General features: G+C 70.3%; 18 protein-coding genes. 14 read left to right on the top strand and 4 right to left on the bottom strand.

Features of this window, described 5'->3' with window-relative positions:
* Positions 1 to 86: 86 nt before the first annotated feature.
* The 3 genes from lpdA (at position 87) to PZ894_RS18110 (ending at position 4,234) form a co-directional block, all read left to right on the top strand.
* Positions 87 to 1,466, top strand: coding sequence for a dihydrolipoyl dehydrogenase (lpdA, locus tag PZ894_RS18120; RefSeq protein ID WP_275746945.1), 1,380 nt, complete (start codon positions 87 to 89; stop codon positions 1,464 to 1,466).
* Between the two features lie 76 nt (positions 1,467 to 1,542).
* On the top strand, positions 1,543 to 3,321 hold the full coding sequence (gene sucB / locus PZ894_RS18115; protein WP_275746944.1) for a 2-oxoglutarate dehydrogenase, E2 component, dihydrolipoamide succinyltransferase: 1,779 nt from the start codon (positions 1,543 to 1,545) through the stop codon (positions 3,319 to 3,321).
* A gap of 13 nt (positions 3,322 to 3,334) precedes the next feature.
* The gene (locus PZ894_RS18110; RefSeq protein WP_275746943.1) at positions 3,335 to 4,234 is read left to right on the top strand and encodes a TIGR01777 family oxidoreductase; all 900 of its coding nucleotides are present in this window, start codon (positions 3,335 to 3,337) and stop codon (positions 4,232 to 4,234) included.
* On the opposite strand, the gene PZ894_RS18105 is transcribed toward PZ894_RS18110, so the two are convergent.
* The gene (locus PZ894_RS18105) at positions 4,180 to 4,647 is read right to left on the bottom strand and encodes a hypothetical protein (protein WP_275746941.1); all 468 of its coding nucleotides are present in this window, start codon (positions 4,645 to 4,647) and stop codon (positions 4,180 to 4,182) included. The two genes, PZ894_RS18110 and PZ894_RS18105, sit on opposite strands and share 55 nt — an antisense overlap.
* A 67-nt stretch (positions 4,648 to 4,714) precedes the next feature.
* On the opposite strand from PZ894_RS18105, the gene lipB reads away from it, so the two are divergent.
* From lipB to PZ894_RS18080, 5 genes are all read left to right on the top strand, one after another.
* Positions 4,715 to 5,431, top strand: coding sequence for a lipoyl(octanoyl) transferase LipB (lipB, locus tag PZ894_RS18100; RefSeq protein WP_275746939.1), 717 nt, complete (start codon positions 4,715 to 4,717; stop codon positions 5,429 to 5,431).
* A 172-nt stretch (positions 5,432 to 5,603) separates the two neighbouring features.
* Positions 5,604 to 6,527 (top strand): ATP-binding cassette domain-containing protein, encoded by a 924-nt coding sequence (locus tag PZ894_RS18095; RefSeq protein ID WP_275746937.1) that lies wholly within the window; start codon positions 5,604 to 5,606, stop codon positions 6,525 to 6,527.
* Positions 6,524 to 7,453 (top strand): hypothetical protein, encoded by a 930-nt coding sequence (locus tag PZ894_RS18090; protein ID WP_275746935.1) that lies wholly within the window; start codon positions 6,524 to 6,526, stop codon positions 7,451 to 7,453. The genes PZ894_RS18095 and PZ894_RS18090 overlap by 4 nt, the downstream gene beginning before the upstream one ends.
* 44 nt (positions 7,454 to 7,497) lie before the next feature.
* Positions 7,498 to 8,436, top strand: coding sequence for a lipoyl synthase (gene lipA, locus PZ894_RS18085; RefSeq protein WP_275746934.1), 939 nt, complete (start codon positions 7,498 to 7,500; stop codon positions 8,434 to 8,436).
* A 45-nt stretch (positions 8,437 to 8,481) separates the two neighbouring features.
* Positions 8,482 to 9,204 carry a DUF4191 domain-containing protein gene (locus tag PZ894_RS18080; RefSeq protein ID WP_275746933.1) on the top strand — a complete coding sequence of 241 codons (723 nt, stop codon included), beginning with the start codon at positions 8,482 to 8,484 and terminating at the stop codon, positions 9,202 to 9,204.
* 15 nt (positions 9,205 to 9,219) lie between these two features.
* Here PZ894_RS18080 and PZ894_RS18075 read toward each other — a convergent pair whose 3' ends face one another.
* A complete protein-coding gene (locus PZ894_RS18075; RefSeq protein WP_275746932.1) occupies positions 9,220 to 10,107 on the bottom strand; it encodes an LppX_LprAFG lipoprotein in 888 nt (295 codons plus the stop codon).
* A 75-nt stretch (positions 10,108 to 10,182) separates the two neighbouring features.
* The gene (locus PZ894_RS18070; RefSeq protein ID WP_275746931.1) at positions 10,183 to 10,593 is read right to left on the bottom strand and encodes an RDD family protein; all 411 of its coding nucleotides are present in this window, start codon (positions 10,591 to 10,593) and stop codon (positions 10,183 to 10,185) included.
* A 186-nt stretch (positions 10,594 to 10,779) separates the two neighbouring features.
* On the opposite strand from PZ894_RS18070, the gene glnA reads away from it, so the two are divergent.
* Positions 10,780 to 12,198: a type I glutamate--ammonia ligase gene (glnA, locus tag PZ894_RS18065; RefSeq protein WP_275746929.1), complete on the top strand. Its 1,419-nt coding sequence runs from the start codon at positions 10,780 to 10,782 to the stop codon at positions 12,196 to 12,198.
* Positions 12,199 to 12,551: 353 nt separating this feature from the next.
* Here the strand turns inward: glnA and PZ894_RS18060 are convergent, their stop codons facing one another.
* On the bottom strand, positions 12,552 to 14,054 hold the full coding sequence (locus PZ894_RS18060; protein WP_275747178.1) for a CoA-acylating methylmalonate-semialdehyde dehydrogenase: 1,503 nt from the start codon (positions 14,052 to 14,054) through the stop codon (positions 12,552 to 12,554).
* 273 nt (positions 14,055 to 14,327) lie between these two features.
* On the opposite strand from PZ894_RS18060, the gene PZ894_RS18055 reads away from it, so the two are divergent.
* The 5 genes from PZ894_RS18055 (at position 14,328) to PZ894_RS18035 (ending at position 20,235) form a co-directional block, all read left to right on the top strand.
* Positions 14,328 to 15,479, top strand: a complete 1,152-nt coding sequence (locus tag PZ894_RS18055) for an ABC transporter substrate-binding protein (protein ID WP_275746928.1) — start codon at positions 14,328 to 14,330, stop codon at positions 15,477 to 15,479.
* Positions 15,480 to 15,572: 93 nt separating this feature from the next.
* On the top strand, positions 15,573 to 17,420 hold the full coding sequence (locus tag PZ894_RS18050; RefSeq protein ID WP_275746927.1) for an iron ABC transporter permease: 1,848 nt from the start codon (positions 15,573 to 15,575) through the stop codon (positions 17,418 to 17,420).
* Positions 17,421 to 17,432: 12 nt separating this feature from the next.
* Complete coding sequence (locus PZ894_RS18045; RefSeq protein ID WP_275746925.1) at positions 17,433 to 18,569, top strand: ABC transporter ATP-binding protein; 1,137 nt, start codon at positions 17,433 to 17,435, stop codon at positions 18,567 to 18,569.
* Positions 18,566 to 19,381, top strand: coding sequence for an HAD-IA family hydrolase (locus PZ894_RS18040; protein WP_275746923.1), 816 nt, complete (start codon positions 18,566 to 18,568; stop codon positions 19,379 to 19,381). Before PZ894_RS18045 ends, PZ894_RS18040 begins: the two co-directional genes overlap by 4 nt.
* Positions 19,378 to 20,235, top strand: coding sequence for an inositol monophosphatase family protein (locus tag PZ894_RS18035; RefSeq protein WP_275746922.1), 858 nt, complete (start codon positions 19,378 to 19,380; stop codon positions 20,233 to 20,235). The genes PZ894_RS18040 and PZ894_RS18035 overlap by 4 nt, the downstream gene beginning before the upstream one ends.
* Positions 20,236 to 20,252 lie beyond the last annotated feature (17 nt).

Below are 20,252 nucleotides of genomic sequence, written 5' to 3'. Positions count from 1 at the left end.
CAGCGCCGAGGATCCGCGCCGGTTGTGACCCTCCGGTAGCAGGAGGGCGGTGTGGACCGGCCGCTCGGAAGTGCAAGGATGGGGACGTGGCCGAACCCGACTTTGACGTACTCATCCTCGGCGCCGGCTCGGGTGGTTACGCCTGTGCCCTCCGTGCCGCCCAGCTGGGGCTGAGCGTCGGGCTCGTCGAGAAGGGCGACCTTGGCGGCACCTGCCTGCACGTCGGCTGCATCCCGACGAAGGCCCTGCTCCACGCCGCGGAGGTCGCCGACCAGACCCGCGAGTCCGCGCAGTTCGGCGTCCGCGCGACGCTCGACGGCGTCGACATGACGGGAGTCAACGCCTACAAGGACGGCGTCGTCTCGCGACTGTTCAAGGGCCTGACCGGGCTGATCAAGGGCCGCGGCATCACGGTGGTCGAGGGCGCCGGCCGGCTGACCGGCCCGCGCGAGGTCACCGTCGACGGTCGCGCCTGGACGGGTCGGCACGTGGTGCTCGCCTCGGGCTCCTACTCGCGGAGCCTGCCCGGCCTCGAGGTCGACGGCGAGCGGGTGATCACCTCCGAGCAGGCGCTACGGCTCGACCGGGTGCCGGCCTCCGTGGTCGTGCTCGGCGGCGGCGTGATCGGCTGCGAGTTCGCGAGCGTCTGGCGCAGCTTCGGCGCCGAGGTCACCATCGTCGAGGCGCTGCCCCGCCTCCTGGCCGCGGAGGACGAGGCGTCGTCGAAGGCCCTCGAGCGAGCGTTCCGCAAGCGGAAGATCGCGTTCCGCACCGGCACGCCCTTCCAGAGCGTGAAGACCACCGACACCGGTGTCGTCGTCACCGTCGAGGGGGGCGACACGATCGAGACCGAGCTGCTGCTGGTCGCCGTCGGCCGCGGGCCGGTCACCGAGGGCCTGGGCTACGACGAGCAGGGCGTGGCGATGGACCGAGGCTTCGTGCTCGCCGACGAGCGTTGCCGCACCAACCTCGACGGCGTCTACGCCGTCGGCGACATCGTCCCGGGCCTCCAGCTCGCGCACCGCGGCTTCCAGCAGGGCATCTTCGTCGCGGAGGACATCGCGGGTCTGGACCCGCAGCCGATCAACGAGTCCGGCATCCCGCGGGTCACCTACTCCCACCCCGAGGTCGCGTCCGTCGGCCTCGACGAGGCGACGGCGGCGACGACGTACGGCGACGACGGCATCGAGACCGTGACCTACGACCTCGGCGGCAACGGCAAGAGCCAGATCCTCAGGACGCAGGGCTTCGTGAAGCTGGTCCGGCGCAAGGACGGCCCGGTGGTCGGCGTCCACCTGGTCGGCGACCGGGTCGGAGAGCTCATCGGCGAGGCCCAGCTGATCTACAACTGGGAGGCGTACGCCGACGACGTGGCACCGCTCGTGCACGCCCATCCCACGCAGAACGAGGCGCTCGGCGAGGCGCACCTGGCGCTCGCGGGCAAGCCGCTGCACGCGCACGCCTGATAGACCAGACCCAGACCGGCAACAGACTCAGCAACAGACTCAGCAACAGACTCAGCACTCGAAGCGAAGGAAGTCCATGGCCACCGAAGTCAACCTCCCGGCACTCGGCGAGTCCGTCACCGAAGGCACCGTCACCCGCTGGCTCAAGCAGGTCGGCGACACGGTGGCGGTCGACGAGCCGCTGCTGGAGGTCTCCACCGACAAGGTCGACACCGAGATCCCCTCGCCCGTGGCGGGCACGCTGCTCGAGATCAAGGCCAACGAGGACGACACCGTCGAGGTCGGCGCGGTCCTCGCCGTGATCGGTGACGAGGGCGAGTCGACCGGGGAGTCCGGCGGTGGCGGCGAGCCGGCGCAGCCGGAGTCGCAGCCGGAGCCGGAGCAGCAGGAGGCCCAGGAGCCGGAGGCCGCCGAGGAGCCCGCACCCGCGGCCGAGGAGGCCGAGAAGCCCGCGGCGGAGACGAAGCCGTCCGGCGGCGGTGGCGGGACGTCCATCACCCTGCCCGCGCTGGGCGAGTCGGTGACCGAGGGCACGGTCACCCGCTGGCTGAAGTCGGTCGGCGACGAGGTCGCGGTCGACGAGCCGCTGCTGGAGGTCTCCACCGACAAGGTCGACACCGAGATCCCCTCTCCGGTGGCCGGGACGCTGCTCGAGGTCAAGGTCCAGGAGGACGAGACCGTCGAGGTCGGCGCCGAGCTGGCCGTGATCGGCGACGCCTCCGCCGCGCCGGCCCAGGGCGACGAGCCGGCCGAGGAGAAGCAGCCGGAGCCCGAGCCCGAGAAGGAGCCCGAGCCCGAGAAGGAGCCCGAGCCCGAGAAGGAGCCGGAGCCCGGGAAGCAGCCCGAGCCGGAGCCGGCCCGGGAGGAGCCGAAGCACGAGGCGCCGAAGCCTTCCGCGCCGGCGGCCAGCGACTCCGGCGACGCGGGCGGTCCGGGCTACGTGACCCCGCTGGTGCGCAAGCTCGCGGCGCAGCACGGTGTCGACCTGGCGTCCGTCCGGGGCACCGGTGTCGGTGGTCGGATCCGCAAGCAGGACGTCCTCGACGCCCGCCAGGCGCCCCCGGCTGCCCCGGCCGCGGCCTCTGCGGCCGCCGCTGCCGCACCGGCTGCCCCTGCGGCGGCGGTCCCGGTGTCGCCGTCGCCGCTGCGCGGCAAGACCGAGAAGGTGTCTCGGCTGCGCAAGATCATCGCCCAGCGGATGCGCGAGTCGCTGCAGACCTCGGCCCAGCTGACCCAGGTCGTCGAGGTCGACGTCACCAAGATCGCCCGGCTGCGCGAGGCCGTGAAGGACGACTTCCTGGCCCGCGAGGGTGCGAAGCTCACCTATCTGCCGTTCTTCGCCAAGGCGGCGATCGACGCGCTCAAGCAGCACCCCGCGCTCAACGCGACCATCGACATGGAGGCGGGCGAGGTCACCTACTTCGACCGTGAGCACGTCGCGTTCGCCGTCGACACCGAGAAGGGCCTGCTGACCCCGGTGGTCAAGGACGCCGGCGACCTGTCGGTGGCGGGTCTCGCGAAGAAGATCGCCGACGTCGCCGAGCGCACCCGCTCCAACAAGATCGGCCCCGACGAGCTCTCCGGCGGCACCTTCACGATCACCAACCTGGGCAGCTTCGGGGCGCTCTTCGACACCCCGATCATCAACAAGCCCCAGGTGGCGATCCTCGGCCCCGGCGCCGTCGTGAAGCGCCCGGTGGTCATCGACGACCCGAACCTCGGCGAGACCATCGCCGTGCGCTACATGGTCTACCTGTCGCTGACCTACGACCACCAGCTGATCGACGGTGCCGACGCGGGCCGGTTCCTGCGGGAGGTCAAGCAGCGTCTCGAGGCCGGCCAGTTCGAGATCTGAGCGAGGGCCCGCGATGAGCGGACGGTCCGTCGTGATCGCGGGCGCCTCCGGCTTCCTCGGGCGGCACCTGAGCGAGGGGCTCGTCGACCGGGGTCATGCGGTGGTCGCGCTGACCAGGCGGCCGACGTCGGCTCCGGACGAGTCGACGTGGGACCCGTACGCCGGCACCTTCGACCGCGAGGTGATCGAGGCCGCGGACGTCGTGGTCAACGTGGCGGGCTCGCCCACGTTCGGCAATCCGCACTCGGGGCGCTGGGCGCGCAGCCTGCGGGAGAGCCGGGTCACCACCACCCGGGTGCTGGCCGAGGCGATCGCGGCGAGTGAGCGCCGGCCGGCGTTCCTCGCCGGCAACGCCGTCGGCTGGTACGGCGACCACGGCGGCGAACCCGTCACCGAGCGGTCCGAGAGTCGCGGCGAGACCTTCATGACCACCGTGTGCCGGGCGTGGCACGACGCGGCGGCGCCGGCCGTCGAGGCGGGAGCGCGGGTCTGCCACCTGCGCACCGCCCCGGTGATCGACGGGCGCGCCGCGCCGCTCAAGCAGCTGCGGCTGGCCACGTTGGCCGGGCTCGGCGCGCGCGTCGGCGACGGCCGGCAGCGGATGCCGATGGTGAGCCTGCGGGACTGGGTCGGTGGGGTCGCGCACCTCGTCGAGCGCGACGACCTCAGCGGCCCGGTCAACCTCTGCGCGCCCCGGACGCCCACGAACGCGGAGTTCACCGAGGCGCTCGCGCGCGCCCTGCACCGTCGTACCTTCCTGGTCGCGCCCGCGTTCGCGGTCCGGCTCGGGGCCGGCCGGCTCGCCCCCGAGGCGCTCGGCTCGATCGACACCCGGCCGACCGTCCTGGAGGCGGCGGACTACTCCTTCCGCGACCGCACGGTCCACGAGGTCGTCCGCGCGGGGCTCGCCTGAGCGACGCGCCACCGCCGAGCCGCCCGCACCAGCACCAGCCGCCGCGTCGACACCTCGTCGCGCGGCAGCGGCACCCGCACCCCGGGGCCGACGGCGACGGGCCCGACGAGACGGTCCGCGACCAGCACCACGAGCCGGCGGTCGCCGCCGCGGCGTACGTCGACGCGCAGCAGCTGCATCTGCATCCCCTCGACGCGCAGCCCGCGCGCCAGCCATTCGTGCAGCATTCGCGCGTCGGCGCGTCCCGCGGCCGACCCCGGGGCATAGAGCGAGCGGAGAGCCGCCACGTCACCCGCGGCCCAGGCCTCCGCGCGCCGCTCGTCCCATGCGTGCAGCACCGTCGCGGCCGCTGTCTCCGGCTGTGGGGTCGGCGCGGCCAGCAGGACCGGCAGGAGCAGGTGCAGCGGGTTCATGGCTCCACTCCTACCCTCGTTCGCGTCCGCCGGCGGCGGCTCTCCACAGCCGCAGTACGCTCGACGCGTGACTGACCGCCTGAAGCTCGAAGACGTCGGCACCGTCGACTACCTGGCCGCGTGGGACCTGCAGCGCCAGGTGCACCAGCGGGTGGCCGAGGGCGCTCAGGGCGACACCGTCCTGCTGCTGGAGCACCCGCCCGTGTTCACGGCGGGCAAGCGCACCGAGCCGCACGAGCGGCCGCTCGACCCCGGCGGCGCGCCGGTCATCGACGTCGACCGCGGCGGCAAGATCACCTTCCACGGCCCGGGGCAGCTGGTGGGCTACCCGATCGTCGTGCTGCCCGACCACGTCAAGGTCGTCGACTACGTGCGCCGGGTCGAGGAGGCGCTGATCCAGGCGTGCGCCGACCTCGGCGTCACGACGGCGCGGGTGCCCGGTCGCAGCGGCGTGTGGCTCCGCGCGGACTCGCGCGGCCCCGAGCGCAAGATCGCCGCCATCGGCCTGCGGGTCAGTCGCGGCGTGACCATGCACGGCTTCGCGATCAACTGCGACGTCGACCTCGGGTGGTACGACCGGTTCGTCCCGTGCGGTATCTCCGACGCCGGCGTCACCTCGCTCAGCCGCGAGCTCGAGCGCGACGTCACGGTCGCCGAGGTCACGCCGTACGTCGAGCGCCACCTGCGCACGCTGCTCGCCTGGGAGCCCTACGACGCGACGCCCGACTACGACGCGCGTCCCGATCCGGCGAAGCACCCACGGATCGAGATCCTGACCCCCTAGGGTCTGGCTCCCAATTGGGGCCGTCGCGAGCGTCGTCCAGCGCGTGCTCTCGCAAGGCGCCGGAGCGAAGGCATACCCAAATCGTCTTTCGAGCGACGGCAACGCAGCGAGGGTGCGTGATGGACGGCGCGTAGCAGGCCAGAATTGGGAGCCACGCCCTAAGGTCTGGCGGGTGACCGACGCCCCCACCAGCCACGTCATCGAGACCAGCGGGCTCCGCAAGGAGTTCCGCTCCCGGCGGGGGCTCCGCGTCGCGGTGCAGGACCTCGACCTGGCCGTGCCCGCCGGCGGCGTCCACGGCTTCCTGGGCCCCAACGGCTCCGGCAAGACCACCACGATCCGGATGCTGCTCGGCCTCGCGCACGCCACCGCCGGCACGATGCGGCTCTTCGGCGAGCCCGTGCCGCAGCGGCTCCCGGCCGTCATCGACCGCGTCGGCGCGGTCGTCGAGAGCCCGAAGTTCTCGCCGCACTTCTCGGGACGACAGAACCTCCTGCTGCTCTCCCGCTCGATCGGCGCCCCCGACTCCCGGGTCGACACCGCCGTCGAGACCGTGGGGCTGGCCGGCCGCGACCGGGACCGCTACAAGTCCTACTCGCTCGGCATGAAGCAGCGGCTCGCCATCGCCGCCACGCTCCTCAAGGAGCCCGAGCTGCTGATCCTCGACGAGCCCACCAACGGCCTCGACCCGGCCGGCATCCGCGAGATCCGCGAGACGATCCGCGGGCTCGGCGCGTCCGGGGTGACCGTGCTGCTCAGCTCCCACATCCTCGCCGAGGTGCAGCAGGTGTGCACCTCGGCAACGATCATCGGCAACGGCCGGATGCTGGCCTCCGGCCCGGTCGACGAGCTCGTCGGGGCGAGCACGACCTACCGCGTCGACGTCCCGGACCCCGACGCCGCACGCCGGGTGCTGCGCGAGTCGGGCTTCACGGTCGGCGACGATCTCGTCGTCGAGACCGACCGGCCCGGCGACGTCACCCGGAGCCTCGGCGGCGCCGGCATCTGGCTCACCGGGCTGACGCCGGTGCGCCGCGACCTCGAGTCGGTCTTCCTCGAGCTCACCGCCGGCGCCGAGCTGGGAGGCGAGCGATGATCGCCCTGGCGCGGGTCGAGCTGACCCGGATGCGCTGGCGGCGTGCCGTGATCGCCCTGCTCGTGCTCGCGATCGTGATCCCGGTCCTGATCGGCGTCGCCCGGGTGTGGTCGACCCGTCCTCTCTCGGAGGCGCAGCTCACCGAGTTCCACTCGCAGGTCGAGGACCAGATCGCCGACTGCGTCGAGCATCCGCGGCAGTGGGGCGTCCGCACGAAGGACCCGGAGCGGATCCGGGCCCGCTGCACCCGGAACATGTCCGGGTGGCAGCCCTACCGCCAGCCCCTCAGTCTCGCGAGCGAGCGCAACGGCGGCTCCGGGATGGGCGTGGTGGCGGTCCTCACCGCGCTGCTCCTGCTCGCCGGCACGACGTTCGTCGGCCACGACTGGAACAGCGGCTCGATGAGCAACCAGCTGCTCTTCGAGTCGCGGCGCCGCCGGCTCTGGGCGGCGAAGGCGCTGGCGGTCACCGGCGTGGCCTTCGCGCTCGCGGCCGTCGTGAGCACGGCGTACTGGCTGGGACTGTGGGCCGTCATGCAGGCCCGGGACCTGCCGGTGCTCGACGGGTCGCTGGCCGACTCGCTGCTCTACGGGCTGCGCGGGGCCGGGTTCGCCGCCGCCGCGGCGCTCGGCGGCTACGCGCTCACCATGCTCGGCCGCAGCACCGTGGCGACCGTCGGGGTGCTCTTCGGTGTGTCCGTGGCCGGCGGCATCGTGCTCGCGGTGCTGGGGATCGGCGAGCAGTGGCAGCCGCAGAAGAACGTCGCCGCGATCGTCAAGGACGGCACGACGTACTACGAGCAGGCCGGGAACGACTACGCCGAGCGCGACCTTCCGATCTGGCACGGGATCGGCTACTACGGGGTCGCCCTGGTCGCGACCGTCGGGGCCTCGGTGGTGTCGTTCCGGCTCCGCGACGTGCCCTGATCCCGGCTGGGTCCGGCAACCCCGCGCGCGTACAGTTGGTCCACGTGACGCTAGCCCCAGAAGGACGCAAGCTCCTCCGGCTCGAGGTGCGCAACGCGGAGACCCCGATCGAGCGCAAGCCGGAGTGGATCAAGACCCGCGCGAAGATGGGTCCGGAGTACAAGCACCTGCAGAGTCTCGTGAAGTCCGAGGGTCTGCACACCGTGTGCCAGGAAGCCGGCTGTCCCAACATCTTCGAGTGCTGGGAGGACCGGGAAGCGACGTTCCTCATCGGCGGCGACCAGTGCACGCGCCGCTGCGACTTCTGCCAGATCGACACCGGCAGGCCGCAGCCGCTCGACCGCGACGAGCCGCGCCGGGTCGCCGAGTCGGTGCAGACCATGGGGCTGCGCTACGCGACCATCACCGGCGTCGCGCGCGACGACCTCGAGGACGGCGGCGCGTGGCTGTACGCCGAGACGGTGCGCGCGATCCACGAGCTGAACCCGGAGACGGGCGTCGAAAACCTGATCCCCGACTTCAACGGCAAGCCCGAATTGCTGCGCGAGGTCTTCGAGTCGTGGCCCGAGGTGCTCGCCCACAACGTCGAGACCGTGCCCCGGATCTTCAAGCGGATCCGGCCGGCGTTCCGCTACGAGCGGTCGCTCGACGTCCTGACCCGGGCCCGCGAGTTCGGGCTGGTGACCAAGTCCAACCTGATCCTGGGCATGGGCGAGACCCGCGAGGAGGTCTCCCAGGCGCTGCGCGACCTGTACGACGCGGGTTGCGAGCTCGTCACCATCACCCAGTACCTCCGCCCGTCGGTGCGGCACCACCCGGTGGAGCGCTGGGTGAAGCCCGAGGAGTTCGTGGAGCTCAAGGACGAGGCCGACCAGATCGGCTTCGCGGGCGTGCTCTCCGGACCGCTCGTCCGTTCGTCGTACCGCGCCGGTCGGCTGTACCGTCAGGCGATGGACGCCCGCGCGGGCGCCGCCACCGCCTGATCCACACCCCCGAATCCGACACCGAAGAACGAGGCGCACCCCACGATGGCGAAGGACCCGAAGCCCGGCGACGCGGACAAGATGAGCCGGCGCGCGCAGTTCGTCGAGACCTACCGGATGGCCAAGCGGTCCGACCCGCGCCTGGGCCTGTGGATCCTGGGGTCGTTCGTCCTCGGCGCGGCGGTCGGCTTCGCGATCTTCTGGCTGCTGCTGCCGACCAGCGGCGTGCTCGGCATCATCATCACGGTCGTCGGCGCGGTGCTGCTCGGGGCCCTGCTCGCGATGATCATCTTCGGCCGGCGCGCGCAGAAGGCGGCGTACTCCCAGATGGAGGGCCAGCCCGGCGCCGCCGCCGCGGCGCTGCGGATGCTCCGCGGCCGCAGCTGGAAGACCGAGCCGGTCATCGGCTTCACCAAGCAGCAGGACGTCGTGCACCGCGTGGTCGGGCCTCCAGGCATCGTGCTCGTCGGCGAGGGCAACGCCAGCCGGCTGCGCCAGCTGATGCTGAGCGAGCGTCGCAAGCACGAGCGGGTCGCCGCCGACGTGCCGATCCACGAGGTGATCTGCGGGAACGGCGAGGGCGAGGTGCCGCTGCCCAAGCTGACGCGCCACGTGCAGAAGCTCGGCCGCCAGGTGAAGCCCGCCGAGATGACCGACGTGCTCTACCGGCTCAAGGCGCTCGACGCCAACCGGTCCAACATCCCGCTGCCCAAGGGCCCGGTGCCGACCAACATGAAGGGCATGCGCTCGCAGATGCGCGGGCGGTGAGCCGGGAGGCAGCCGCTACCCCGCCAGCGCGCTGCCGCTCGACGTACCGCCCATCATCTGGCCGAGGTCGGGCATGTCCGTGATCTCGTCGGCGGGCGGCGCCTCGACGGAGACGTCCTGACCCCAGTCGTCGAGGGACATCTCCATGTCCATGGTCTGGTCCATGACCGGCGTCTCCATCTGCATCTGCGCGAACCGGTCCTCGTCGTCCAGCCACAGGTCGTAGGTGACCGACTCGGGCATGGCCTTCGTCGCCTCGCTCGGCAGGTCGCCACCCAGCGTGTCCATCGCGCTCTGCATGTCGATCGTCAGCTCGTAGTGGTCGAGCTCGCGGCCGTCGACGTCCTCGCTGCCCTCGAAGGTGACCGTGTCGATGCCGTCCTTCATGGACTCGAGCGCGCCGACCGGGTCGGACTGCTCGAGCAGCTTGTCGAAGCCCATCTTCCCCAGGGGGCTGTCGGGGTCGGAGAGGTCGATCTTCCAGTACTTGTCGCCGCTCATCGCCGCGGACTTCATGTAGATGACCCCGTCGACCATGACCATCTCCATGTCGCCGACGCCGGGGATGTCCATCGACATCTGCATGGACGGCGGGTCGGACGTGTAGTCGAGGTCGCCCTCGGACTCCGCCGAGAACTGCTCGCCCATCGACATCGTCATCTCCATGTGGGCGGTCGTGGACTCCTCGAGTCCCGCCGCGACCGTGTCGACGAACTCGTCGGGCGCGACCTCCTCGCCCTCCGAGAGGTCCGCGAGGATGAGCGAGCCGGCGGCGCTCCCGCCCGAGTCGGCGCCGGAGCCCGAGTCGTCGCCGTCGTCGCCGCAGGCGGCGAAGCCGGTGAGCAGCAGCGGTGCGATGGCCGCGGCGGCGAGGGTACGTCGGGCGGTGGTCGAGACGATCACGGCGTGCCTTCCTGGAGCGGGTGGTGGTGGGTCCAGCATCTCCTCCGGGGCCAAATGCCGAAACCTCCGGCCGGGTTATTGTCCCGGACGGGTGGCGGCCTCCTGGAGCGTGACCGTCGCGGTGCCCGCCGCGAGGTCGTGCAGGCCCCGCCGGTCGGGCCGGAACACCAGCGGTGGGATTACGAGGGCCACGAGGATGGCCCGGGCGAGCGAGCGCAACGGGTCGAGTCGGCCGCCGCCGTCGACCCGGACGGTCCGCAGCCGGGTCAGCATCTTGCCGAACGACCCGCCGACCGTCGTGGTCAGCAGCGCCGACTCCACGACGAAGACGAGCAGGGTCCAGAAGCTGCCCGTCCCGCCCGTCGTACCGAAGACCGGCGTGAAGAGGCTGACCGCCGCCACGCAGGCGAACCAGTCGACCAGGAGCGCGAGCGCGCGGCGCCCCCAGGACGCGGTCTCGTAGGGAAGGACGTCGGGCGCTGACACGGGCGCCAGCGTAGGCGGCGGCGGTCCCTGACCGGCCATCGGGCATCTGTTACATGCCGGAAACAAACCAGATACGGTCGAGAAACTGCCCGTGCATACGTTGCCGGACATCCGCCCGTGGCAGCGTCGCTGCGGTCGTCTACCCGCACCACGCCGGCCGCCCGCCCGGGCAGCCAAGGAGGACGAATGTTCCAGAACAGCGACGAGCTGCTCAAGTTCATCAAAGACGAGGGCGTCGAGATGGTCGACGTGCGCTTCGTCGACCTGCCCGGTATCGAGCAGCACTTCACCGTGCCCGTGTCGTCGTTCGACGCCTCCGTCTTCGAGGACGGCCTCGCCTTCGACGGGTCCTCGATCCGCGGCTTCCAGGCGATCAACGAGTCCGACATGGCGCTGTTCCCGGACCCGTCCACGGCGTACGTCGACCCGTTCCGCACCGCCAAGACGCTGAACCTGAGCTTCTTCATCCACGACCCGATCACGGGCGAGGCCTACTCCCGCGACCCGCGCAACATCGCGCGCAAGGCGCTCGCGTACCTGAACACCACCGGCATCGCGGACACCGCGTTCTTCGCGCCGGAGGCGGAGTTCTACATCTTCGACAACGTCCGCTACTCCACCGCCGCCAACGAGGGCTTCTACCACATCGACTCCGTCGAGGGCTGGTGGAACTCGGGCAAGGAGGGCGACAACCGCGGCTACAAGACCCGCTTCAAGGGCGGCTACTTCCCGGTCGCGCCGTACGACCACTACGGCGACCTGCGCGACGACATGGTGAAGAACCTCGAGGCGTGCGGCCTCCTCGTCGAGCGCTCCCACCACGAGGTCGGCACCGCGGGCCAGGCGGAGATCAACTACCGGTTCGACACGCTGCTCAAGGCCGCCGACGACGTGATGAAGTTCAAGTACCTCATCAAGAACACCGCGTGGGAGGCCGGCAAGTCCGTGACCTTCATGCCGAAGCCGATCTTCGGCGACAACGGCTCGGGCATGCACGTCCACCAGTCGCTCTGGAAGGACGGCGACCCGCTGTTCTACGACGAGACCGGGTACGGCGGCCTCTCCGACCTCGCGCGCTGGTACATCGGCGGCATCCTCAAGCACGCCCCGTCACTGCTGGCGTTCACCAACCCCTCGGTGAACTCCTACCATCGGCTCGTGCCGGGCTTCGAAGCCCCGATCTCGCTGGTCTACTCCTCGCGCAACCGCTCGGCCTCGGTCCGCATCCCGATCACCGGCTCGAACCCGAAGGCCAAGCGCGTCGAGTGCCGCTTCCCCGACCCGTCGGCGAACCCCTACCTCGCGTTCTCGGCCCTGATGCTCGCCGGTGTCGACGGCATCAAGAACAAGGTCGAGCCGCCCGCGCCGATCGACAAGGACATCTACGAGCTCCCGCCGGACGAGATGGCCGAGATCGACCAGGTCCCGACCTCCCTGGGCGCTGTCCTCGACGCCCTCGAGGCCGACCACGACTTCCTCACCGTCGGCAACGTCTTCACGCCCGACCTCATCGAGACCTGGATCGACTACAAGCGCACCAACGAGATCGCCCCCGTGCAGCTGCGCCCGCACCCGCACGAGTTCGAGCTCTACTACGACATCTAGAGTCCACTAGGCCTCTGACCAGCGGAAAACGCTTCTACTGACCCTCGTCAGTCCGCAGAGCCCGCAAGTTCCAGCTCACGAGCCGCCATCACAGCGCTGATGGCGGCTCGCGTGCTGTCGTCGCTGTCCGGCCACAGGTGGCTGTACGTGTCCAGCGGGGTCTTGGCCGACCCGTCGTCCTCACCGAGGTGCCCAAGACCGAGTGTCGCAAAGTTCGACCGTAGATGCGCCGCTCGAGCCTGGCAGGGAGCACGGACGCGCGGCCGAATGCGGCCGGCGAGCTGGATGCCCCGGCCAGTCCGGTCGGCCCGGATACACGGGCGGTCGGGCCGAGCCAGTCCAGCTTCCCGGGTTCAGTCGTGTGCGGGGAAGCCGAGATCGAGTCCACCGTGGCTGGGGCCGAGCCAGCGAGAGGTGACGACCTTGCCGCGGGTGAAGAAGTGCACACCTTCGGTGCCGTAAGCGTGCGTGTCACCGAAGAGGCTGTCCTTCCAGCCGCCGAACGAGTGGTAGGCGACCGGGACCGGGATCGGGACGTTGACACCGACCATCCCGACCTCGACCTCGTTCTGGAAACGGCGGGCGGCCCCGCCGTCGTTGGTGAAGATCGCGGTCCCGTTGCCATAGGGGTTGGCATTGATGAGGTCGAGACCTTCCTCGTAGGAAGAAACCCTGAGCACCGACAGCACGGGGCCGAAGATCTCGTCGGCGTAGATCGACATGTCGGCCGTGACCTTGTCGAAGAGCGTCGGCGCCAAGAAGAACCCGTCACCGTCTGCGTCGAAGACGCCGACGCGACCGTCGACGACCAACTCAGCGCCTTCCTCGGCGCCGGCATCGACATACGAGCGGACCCTGTCTCGATGCTCGCTGGTCACCAGTGGCCCCATGTCGCATCCGCGCGTGCCGTCGCCGATCCGCAGCGCACCCATGCGCTCCTTGATCTTGCGGACAAGCCGATCCGCGACGGTGTCGACGACGACGAGCGCCGAGATCGCCATGCACCGCTCCCCCGCGGATCCGAATCCGGCGTTGACCGCCGCGTCAGCGGCCAGGTCGAGGTCGGCATCGGGGAGCACGAGCATGTGGTTCTTCGCCCCACCGAGCGCCTGGACCCGCTTCCCATGCGCCGTGGCCGTCTCGTAGACGTACCTCGCGATCGGGGTCGAGCCTACGAAGGACACGGCCTTGACTTCGGGATGGGCGATCAGTGCGTCCACGGCCTCCCTGTCCCCGTTGACAACATTGACGACACCGTCCGGCAGGCCGGCCTCGCGCCAGAGCTCGGCAAGCGCGATGGTGGCGCTGGGATCCTTCTCGCTCGGCTTGACGACGACAGCGTTGCCGCAGGCCACGGCGACCGGGACGAACCAGAGCGGGACCATGGCGGGAAAGTTGAACGGCGAGATCACGGCAACCACCCCCAGACTCTGACGGGTGGAGTAGACGTCAACGTTGGTCGAGGCATTCACGCTGAATCCGCCCTTGAGCAGCTGCGGGATGCCGCACGCGAACTCCACCACCTCAAGGCCGCGGACGACCTCGCCGAGGGCATCGTCCAGAACCTTGCCGTGCTCGGCGGTGATGAGTGCGGCGATGCGCTCCTTGTCGCGATCGAGCAGCTCGTGGAACCGGAACAGAATCTTCGTCCGCTTCGTGAGCGACATCGTGCCCCAGCCGTCCTGCCACGCTCGCCTCGCCGAGGCCACGGCGGTATCCACGACGTCGGAGTCGGCCAGGTCGAGGACGCTCGTGGCCCTGCCGGTCGCCGGGTTGTAGATCGTGCTCGAACGTTCAGCTGGACCGTCCCATGAAGAGCCGTCAATGTAGTGGGTGACGCGAGCAAGGGCAGCCATGATGTCCTTTCGATCTTTGTCCTGACATTCGGACAATAACACACCGCTGTGTTCGCCGGCGCACTCGTCTCCATCGCGGATGGCCACCTCACTGCGTGCATTAGTACGTATGTCTTGACAAAGGGTCGGAGTGGCTAGAAGGTGTGAGGCACGTCATGTCGCGGTGTGTCTAGGAGAGATTCGGACCCGGCTCCGTCTCTGCTTGGCGCTCGTGACCCGAGAACGAGGAACTGACATATGAGACGAGCACGGATTCGCATCACGGGGGTCGTGATGGCTGCCACCCTCTCGGGAGCAACACTCGCCGCGTGTGCGCCGTCCAGCGAGGACGAGGGCAGCGAGGCGACCGGACAGACGTCGGCAGCCAGTCCGACGGTCGAGATCGATCAGAACTTCGACCTGGACGAGCTGGTGGAGGCCGCGCAGGCGGAGGGCAAGAAGCTCACCGTCTACGACAGCACGGGAGCAGTGGAGGATATCGCGGCCAACTTCGAGAAGAAGTACGGCATCGAGACCGAGGGCATCAAGTCCGACGCCCCCGACACCGTCGAGAAGATGATCCGCGAGGCGCAGGCCGACAACGTCACCGTGGACGTCGCCGTGATCTCGGACATCGCGAGCATCGTCAACGAGCTCTTCCCCCAGGAAGTCGCCACCAACTGGATCCCGCCGGACCTCGCCGACACCATCCCGCAGAAGAACCCGCTGGTGGCCGTCGTCAGCCCGTCCGTGTTTGTCTACAACAATGAGACCTACCCCGATGAGTGCCCCATCTCGAACATTTGGGAACTCACCGAGGACGAGTGGCAGGGCAACTTCGCCATGGGCGACCCCCTCAACGAGCCGGATCTGACCGACTGGTTCAGCGAGCTCACGATCCGCGGTGCCGACGACCTCGAGGGCGCCTATGCCTCCCAGTACGACGAGACCCTTGAGACCAGCGAGGAGAACGCCGCGTGGGAGTGGATCAAGCGGCTCGGCGAGAACCAGCCGAAGATCTTCGCCGACGAGGAGACGCTGGTGGCGTCCGTCGGAGTCCGCGGGCAGGACGACCCGCCGATCGGTCTGATGAGCGTCGCCAAGTTCCGCGACCTGGAGGACAAGGACTATGCGCTGGAGATCTGTGAGGTCTCCCCGTGGGTCGGCTACGCCTACCCGAAGTCGATCGTGATGGCCACGGGCACCGAAGCGCCGAACTCGGCGAAGCTCTGGATCCACTACATGATGACCGCCGAGGGCATCGAGCCCCAGGTCAGCGACGGCAAGATCTCCGGCAACAGCGATGTTCCGCTGGCTGCCGACGACCCGTCCGGCGTGTCGGAGTACCTCGAGGACCTGCTGGTCTTCGGGACCGACACGGCTCAGGCGAACGGCCAGATCCGTCCTGACATGCAGGACTTCTGGCGGCTGAGCTACTCCGGCTGACCGCGACTGCCCGGGGCGGGGTCGCCCGTCCCGGGCAGCACTCGTTCGAGTTCGATCGCGCGCCCTCGCGCGCCCAACCCCCGAGAGGTGAACATGTCCGTCGAGGCCCGGGAACGGCCGAACGCGACGCAGGAGCCGCCCGACCGCCCGTCGCGGGTGGCCCGGCTGCGCTACAGACTGAACGTCGCGCGCCACGACCCGACACTGGCCATCGGCATCGTGCTGACGGCGGTCCTTGCCTACCTCGTCGTCGTGCCGATCATCACGTTGGTCATCGACGGCCTGCAGGTCCAGTACGGCGACCAACAGCGGGCGCAGAAGGATCCCGGGGAGTGGACGACCTACTATCTGTGGCGCGTCTTCCGCTCACCGATCTCGGAGCTCCTCTTCTGGGAGCCGTTGGTCAACACGCTCGTCGTGGTCGTCGGCACGACGGTCATCGCACTCCTGCTCGGCGGCTCGATGGCGTGGCTCCTGGCCCGCACCGACATGTTCGGGCGCAAGTGGTTCGCCACCGCGCTCGTCGTCCCCTACATCCTGCCCTCCTGGACGTTCGCGCTGGCCTGGCTCACGATCTTCAAGAACCGGCGAGTCGGTGGACAGCTCGGCCTGATGGAGGCCCTCGGGGCGACTCCCCCGGACTGGCTGGCCTACGGCCGGGTGCCGATCATCATCACCCTCGGCATGCACTACTTCCCGTTCGTGCTCCTGCTCGTGGGCAACGCGCTGCGCCGGCTGGACTCCCAGCTCGAGGACTCGGCGCGCATCCTCGGCGCACCGCGCCGGACGATCAACCGCAAGATCGTGCTGCCACTGGTGCGACCGGCGCTGACGTCGGCCATCCTGCTGGTGACCGCGAAGGTGATCGGCACGTTCGGCACGCCGTACATCCTCGGCCTCCCGGTCGACTACAACGTGCTGGCGACCTCGCTCTACCAGAGCATCAACTCCCGCCAGACCGGCGTCGGCGCCGTGCTGGCCGCGACCATCGTCGTGATCGGCGTCAGCATCCTGCTGATCGACGCACGCCTGGTGCGTGAGTACCGGCGCTTCGTGACGATCGGCGGCAAGGGGGCGATGGGCCGCGTCAACCGGCTCGGCCGGTGGCGACTCCCCGCGTTCCTCGCGGCGGCCGGCGTGTTCACGCTGTGCGTGGTGGTGCCGCTCGGCACCCTCTTCCTCAGCACGATCATGGTGGTGCCCGGGCGCTTCGAGCTCTCCAACTTCACGCTCGACTTCTGGATCGGCGACGACCTGGACAGCGTGGGCTTCCCGCAGGGGATCCTGGTGAGCGAGGAGCTCTACACCGCTGCGTGGAACAGCGTGCGCATCGTCGGCCTGGCGTCGATCATCTGCGCGGTGCTCGGCCTGCTGGTCGGCTACGTCGTCGTCCGCCTGGCCGGCACCCGGCTGTCGAGCTTCCTGCGCCAGGCGGCGTTCCTGCCCTACCTGGTGCCCGGCATCGCCTTCGCCGCGGCGTACCTCTCCCTCTTCGCGGTGCCCCGCGGCCCGATCCCGGCGCTGTACGGCACGTTCACGATCCTGGTGCTGGCCATGGTGGTCAACCAGCTCCCGTTCTCGTCCCGGGCCGGCATCAGCGCGATGATGCAGCTGGGCCGGGAACCGGAGGAGGCCGCCCAGGTCTGCGGCGCCGGCTGGTGGCGGCGTACGACCCGCGTGGTGATGCCGATCCAGAAGGGGTCGCTCGCCGTCGGTGTCGTGATGCCGTTCATCTCGGGCATCAAGGAGCTGTCGGTGGTGATCATGCTCGCCACGAGCGGGACCCAGCTGCTCACGACGCTCTCGGTCGACCTGGTCGAGTACGGCTACACCCAGCTCGCCAACGCCGTCGTGCTCGTCATCGCATTCGTCTCGTTCACCATGACCTACATCGCCCAACGACTCACCGGCACGAGCCTCGCTGCCGGTCTGCAAGGCTGAGGAAGGACTGACATGCCGACCATCGAGCTGAGCGGCGTACAGAAGAGCTACGTCGCCGGCCAGCTGGCCGTTCGCAACCTGCACCTGGAGGTGCCCGACGGCTCCTTCACCTGCCTCCTCGGTCCGTCCGGGTGCGGCAAGACGACCACCCTGCGGATGATCGCGGGGCTCGAACAGCCAGACGCCGGTGAGATCCGCGTCGGCGACCGGGTGCTGGACTCCGTCGCACAGGGCCGGTTCGTGCCACCCGAGAAGCGCGAGATGGGATTCGTCTTCCAGAGCTACGCGCTCTGGCCGCACCTGACCGTCCGACGCAACGTCGACTTCGGCCTGCGCCTGCGCAAGTGCTCGCGACCCGAGCGCGAGCGCCGGGTCGCGGAGGCGATGCGGGCGCTGCACATCGAGGAGTACGCCGACCGCTACCCCGCCCAGCTCTCCGGAGGCCAGCAGCAGCGCGTCTCCCTGGCTCGGATGCTGGCGGTCAGCCCCGACGTGCTGCTGCTCGACGAGCCGCTCTCGAACCTCGATGCGGCGCTCCGCCTCGAGATGCGGACCGAGCTCAAGCGCCTGCACGCCGAGCTGGGCCACACGGTCGTCTTCGTGACGCACGACCAGCTCGAGGCGATGACGATGGCGACCCACATCGCGGTGATGAAGGACGGCGAGCTGCAGCAGCTCGCCGCGCCGATGGAGATCTACGAGCGCCCCGCGAACACGTTCGTGGCCGAGTTCGTCGGGTCGCCGCCGATGTGCATGCTCGACCGCGAGACGGCTCCGGGCGCGGCGGCCATCTGGGACTTCGTGGCGGCCACCGACCCCGAGCTCGCGGTCCAGGCGGGCACCATCGGCATCCGACCGGAGTCGATCATGCTCGCGGCCGACCACTTGGCGGTGCCGGAGGGCTGCCTCGCCTTCCCCGTCACGGTGACGGCCGTCCTGCCGACCGGGTCCACGTGGATCGTGTCGCTCGACGGACCGGGCGGAGAGATGTTCGCCGTGACGTCGACGCCGCCCGTCGGTGGCGTCGGCGACGAGGTCGTCGCCTGGGTGCCCCGGGAGCGGCTGCACGTCTTCGACGACGCCGGCGTCCGGCTCACCGCCCGGCACGAGCGGGTCGCGGGCGACGAGCCGGTCGAGGCGATCCGGTGAGCGGCGCCGACAGCGTCCGACCGACCGTCACCCCGCAGGCACTGCTGCTGGACTTCGGCGGGGTCGTCGCGGAGACGACCCGTCGCGAGACCTGGTCGCGCGAGGTCGCCGAGATCGTGCACGGCCAGCTGGAGGCCGCAGGCTGCCTCGAGCTGAGCGTCGAGGACGTCCTCATCGACCTCCTTGCCGGCTGCGCGGCCGACAAGGCGTGGAAGGACGCGATGTCGCGTCCGGCCGCCCCCGAGGAGATGACGCACCGTCGCTTCTGGGGGGAGTTCGTCGCGGCCGACTGGCCGCTCCAGGCCCGCGAGATCGTCATCGCGCACGCCACCTGGCTCTGCCAGCTCATGGGTGAGCGGCGCAGCGAGCGGCGCGTGCGCCCCGGCATCCCCGAGCTGCTCGCGGCGGCCGAGGAGCGCGACATCCCCGTGGCCATCGTGTCCAACGCGCTGGCCGGAGTGGTCCACCGCGACTTCATCGCCGACCACGACCTCACGCACCGGTTCGCGCTGCAGGTCTACAGCGACGAGGTCGGGCTGCGGAAGCCCAATCCGGAGCTGATCTGGATGGCGTGCCGCGCCCTCGGTGTAGCGCCGGGCCAGACCTGGTACGTCGGCGACAACTTCGACCGCGACGTCGTCGCCGGTCGCCGGGCGGGTGTGGGGGCAGCGATCCTGATGGAGGCACGCAGCACCTATCGCGTGCCCTACACCGTGCGCGAGACGCCCGACGCCGTCGTCGCGGAGCCCGCCGAGCTCACGGCCATGCTGACCTCGTCGCTGGCCTCGACCACGACGGGCGGTGCCTCATGACCGCGGCTGCCGAGCGGCTCGCTCACCAGGCCGTCGACGTGGCGGCGGAGGCGGCCAGGTCCGTCGCCGACGACCTGCGGCGTGCCTTCCGCTCCCCCATGACCGTCGAGCACAAGCGCGACGACCACGACCCGGTCACCGAGCACGACCGCAGGGCCGAGCAGGTGATCCGCGAGGTCATCCGGCGGCGGATGCCGCACAGTGTCGTGATCGGCGAGGAGGGTGGCGCCGACGGTGCCGGTGGCGCCGGCGAGGTCGAGTGGTACGTCGACCCGATCGACGGCACCGCCAACTTCGCCAACGGGCTGGCGTTCTTCTGCGTGTCCGTGGGCGCAGTGGTCGACGGTGAGCCCGTCGCCGGCGCGGTCCACGACCCGATGACCGGCGACATGTTCACCGCCAGCACGGACGGCGCCTGGCTCAACGGCCAGCCGCTGCAGTCCCGTGGCGCCGCCGAGGAGCGGCGGGCGCTGTTGCTCACCAGCTATCCGAGCGCGCGCCTGCTCCAGAGCCACGGGCCGGAGGCCCTCGAGCGACTCGGTCGGATGATCGACGGCTACGCGACCGTACGCCGGGTTGGCAGCGCCGCGCTCACGCTCGCCCACGTCGCGGCGGGATGGGCCGACGCGGCGTTCGGCGTGGGCGTCAACCCCTGGGACGTCGCCGCCGCACAGCTGCTCCTGCGCCGGGCCGGTGGGACCTACCTCCCGCTGTGGGAGGCGGGCACGACGCCCGCCCGTGACATCGATGCGCCGGGCTACCTCGCCCACGTGGCCGACCTGAACCCACGGCTGCTCCACGACCTGGTCGCGGAGATGCCGCTGTCCCTCGGCGTCGCGGACACGGCCCTGTGAGCCGCGGCTACCGGTGG

This window comes from Nocardioides sp. YIM 152315, from assembly GCF_029210375.1.
In the GTDB taxonomy this organism is placed as follows: domain Bacteria; phylum Actinomycetota; class Actinomycetes; order Propionibacteriales; family Nocardioidaceae; genus Nocardioides.
This window is presented reverse-complemented; position numbering and strand designations above follow the sequence as displayed.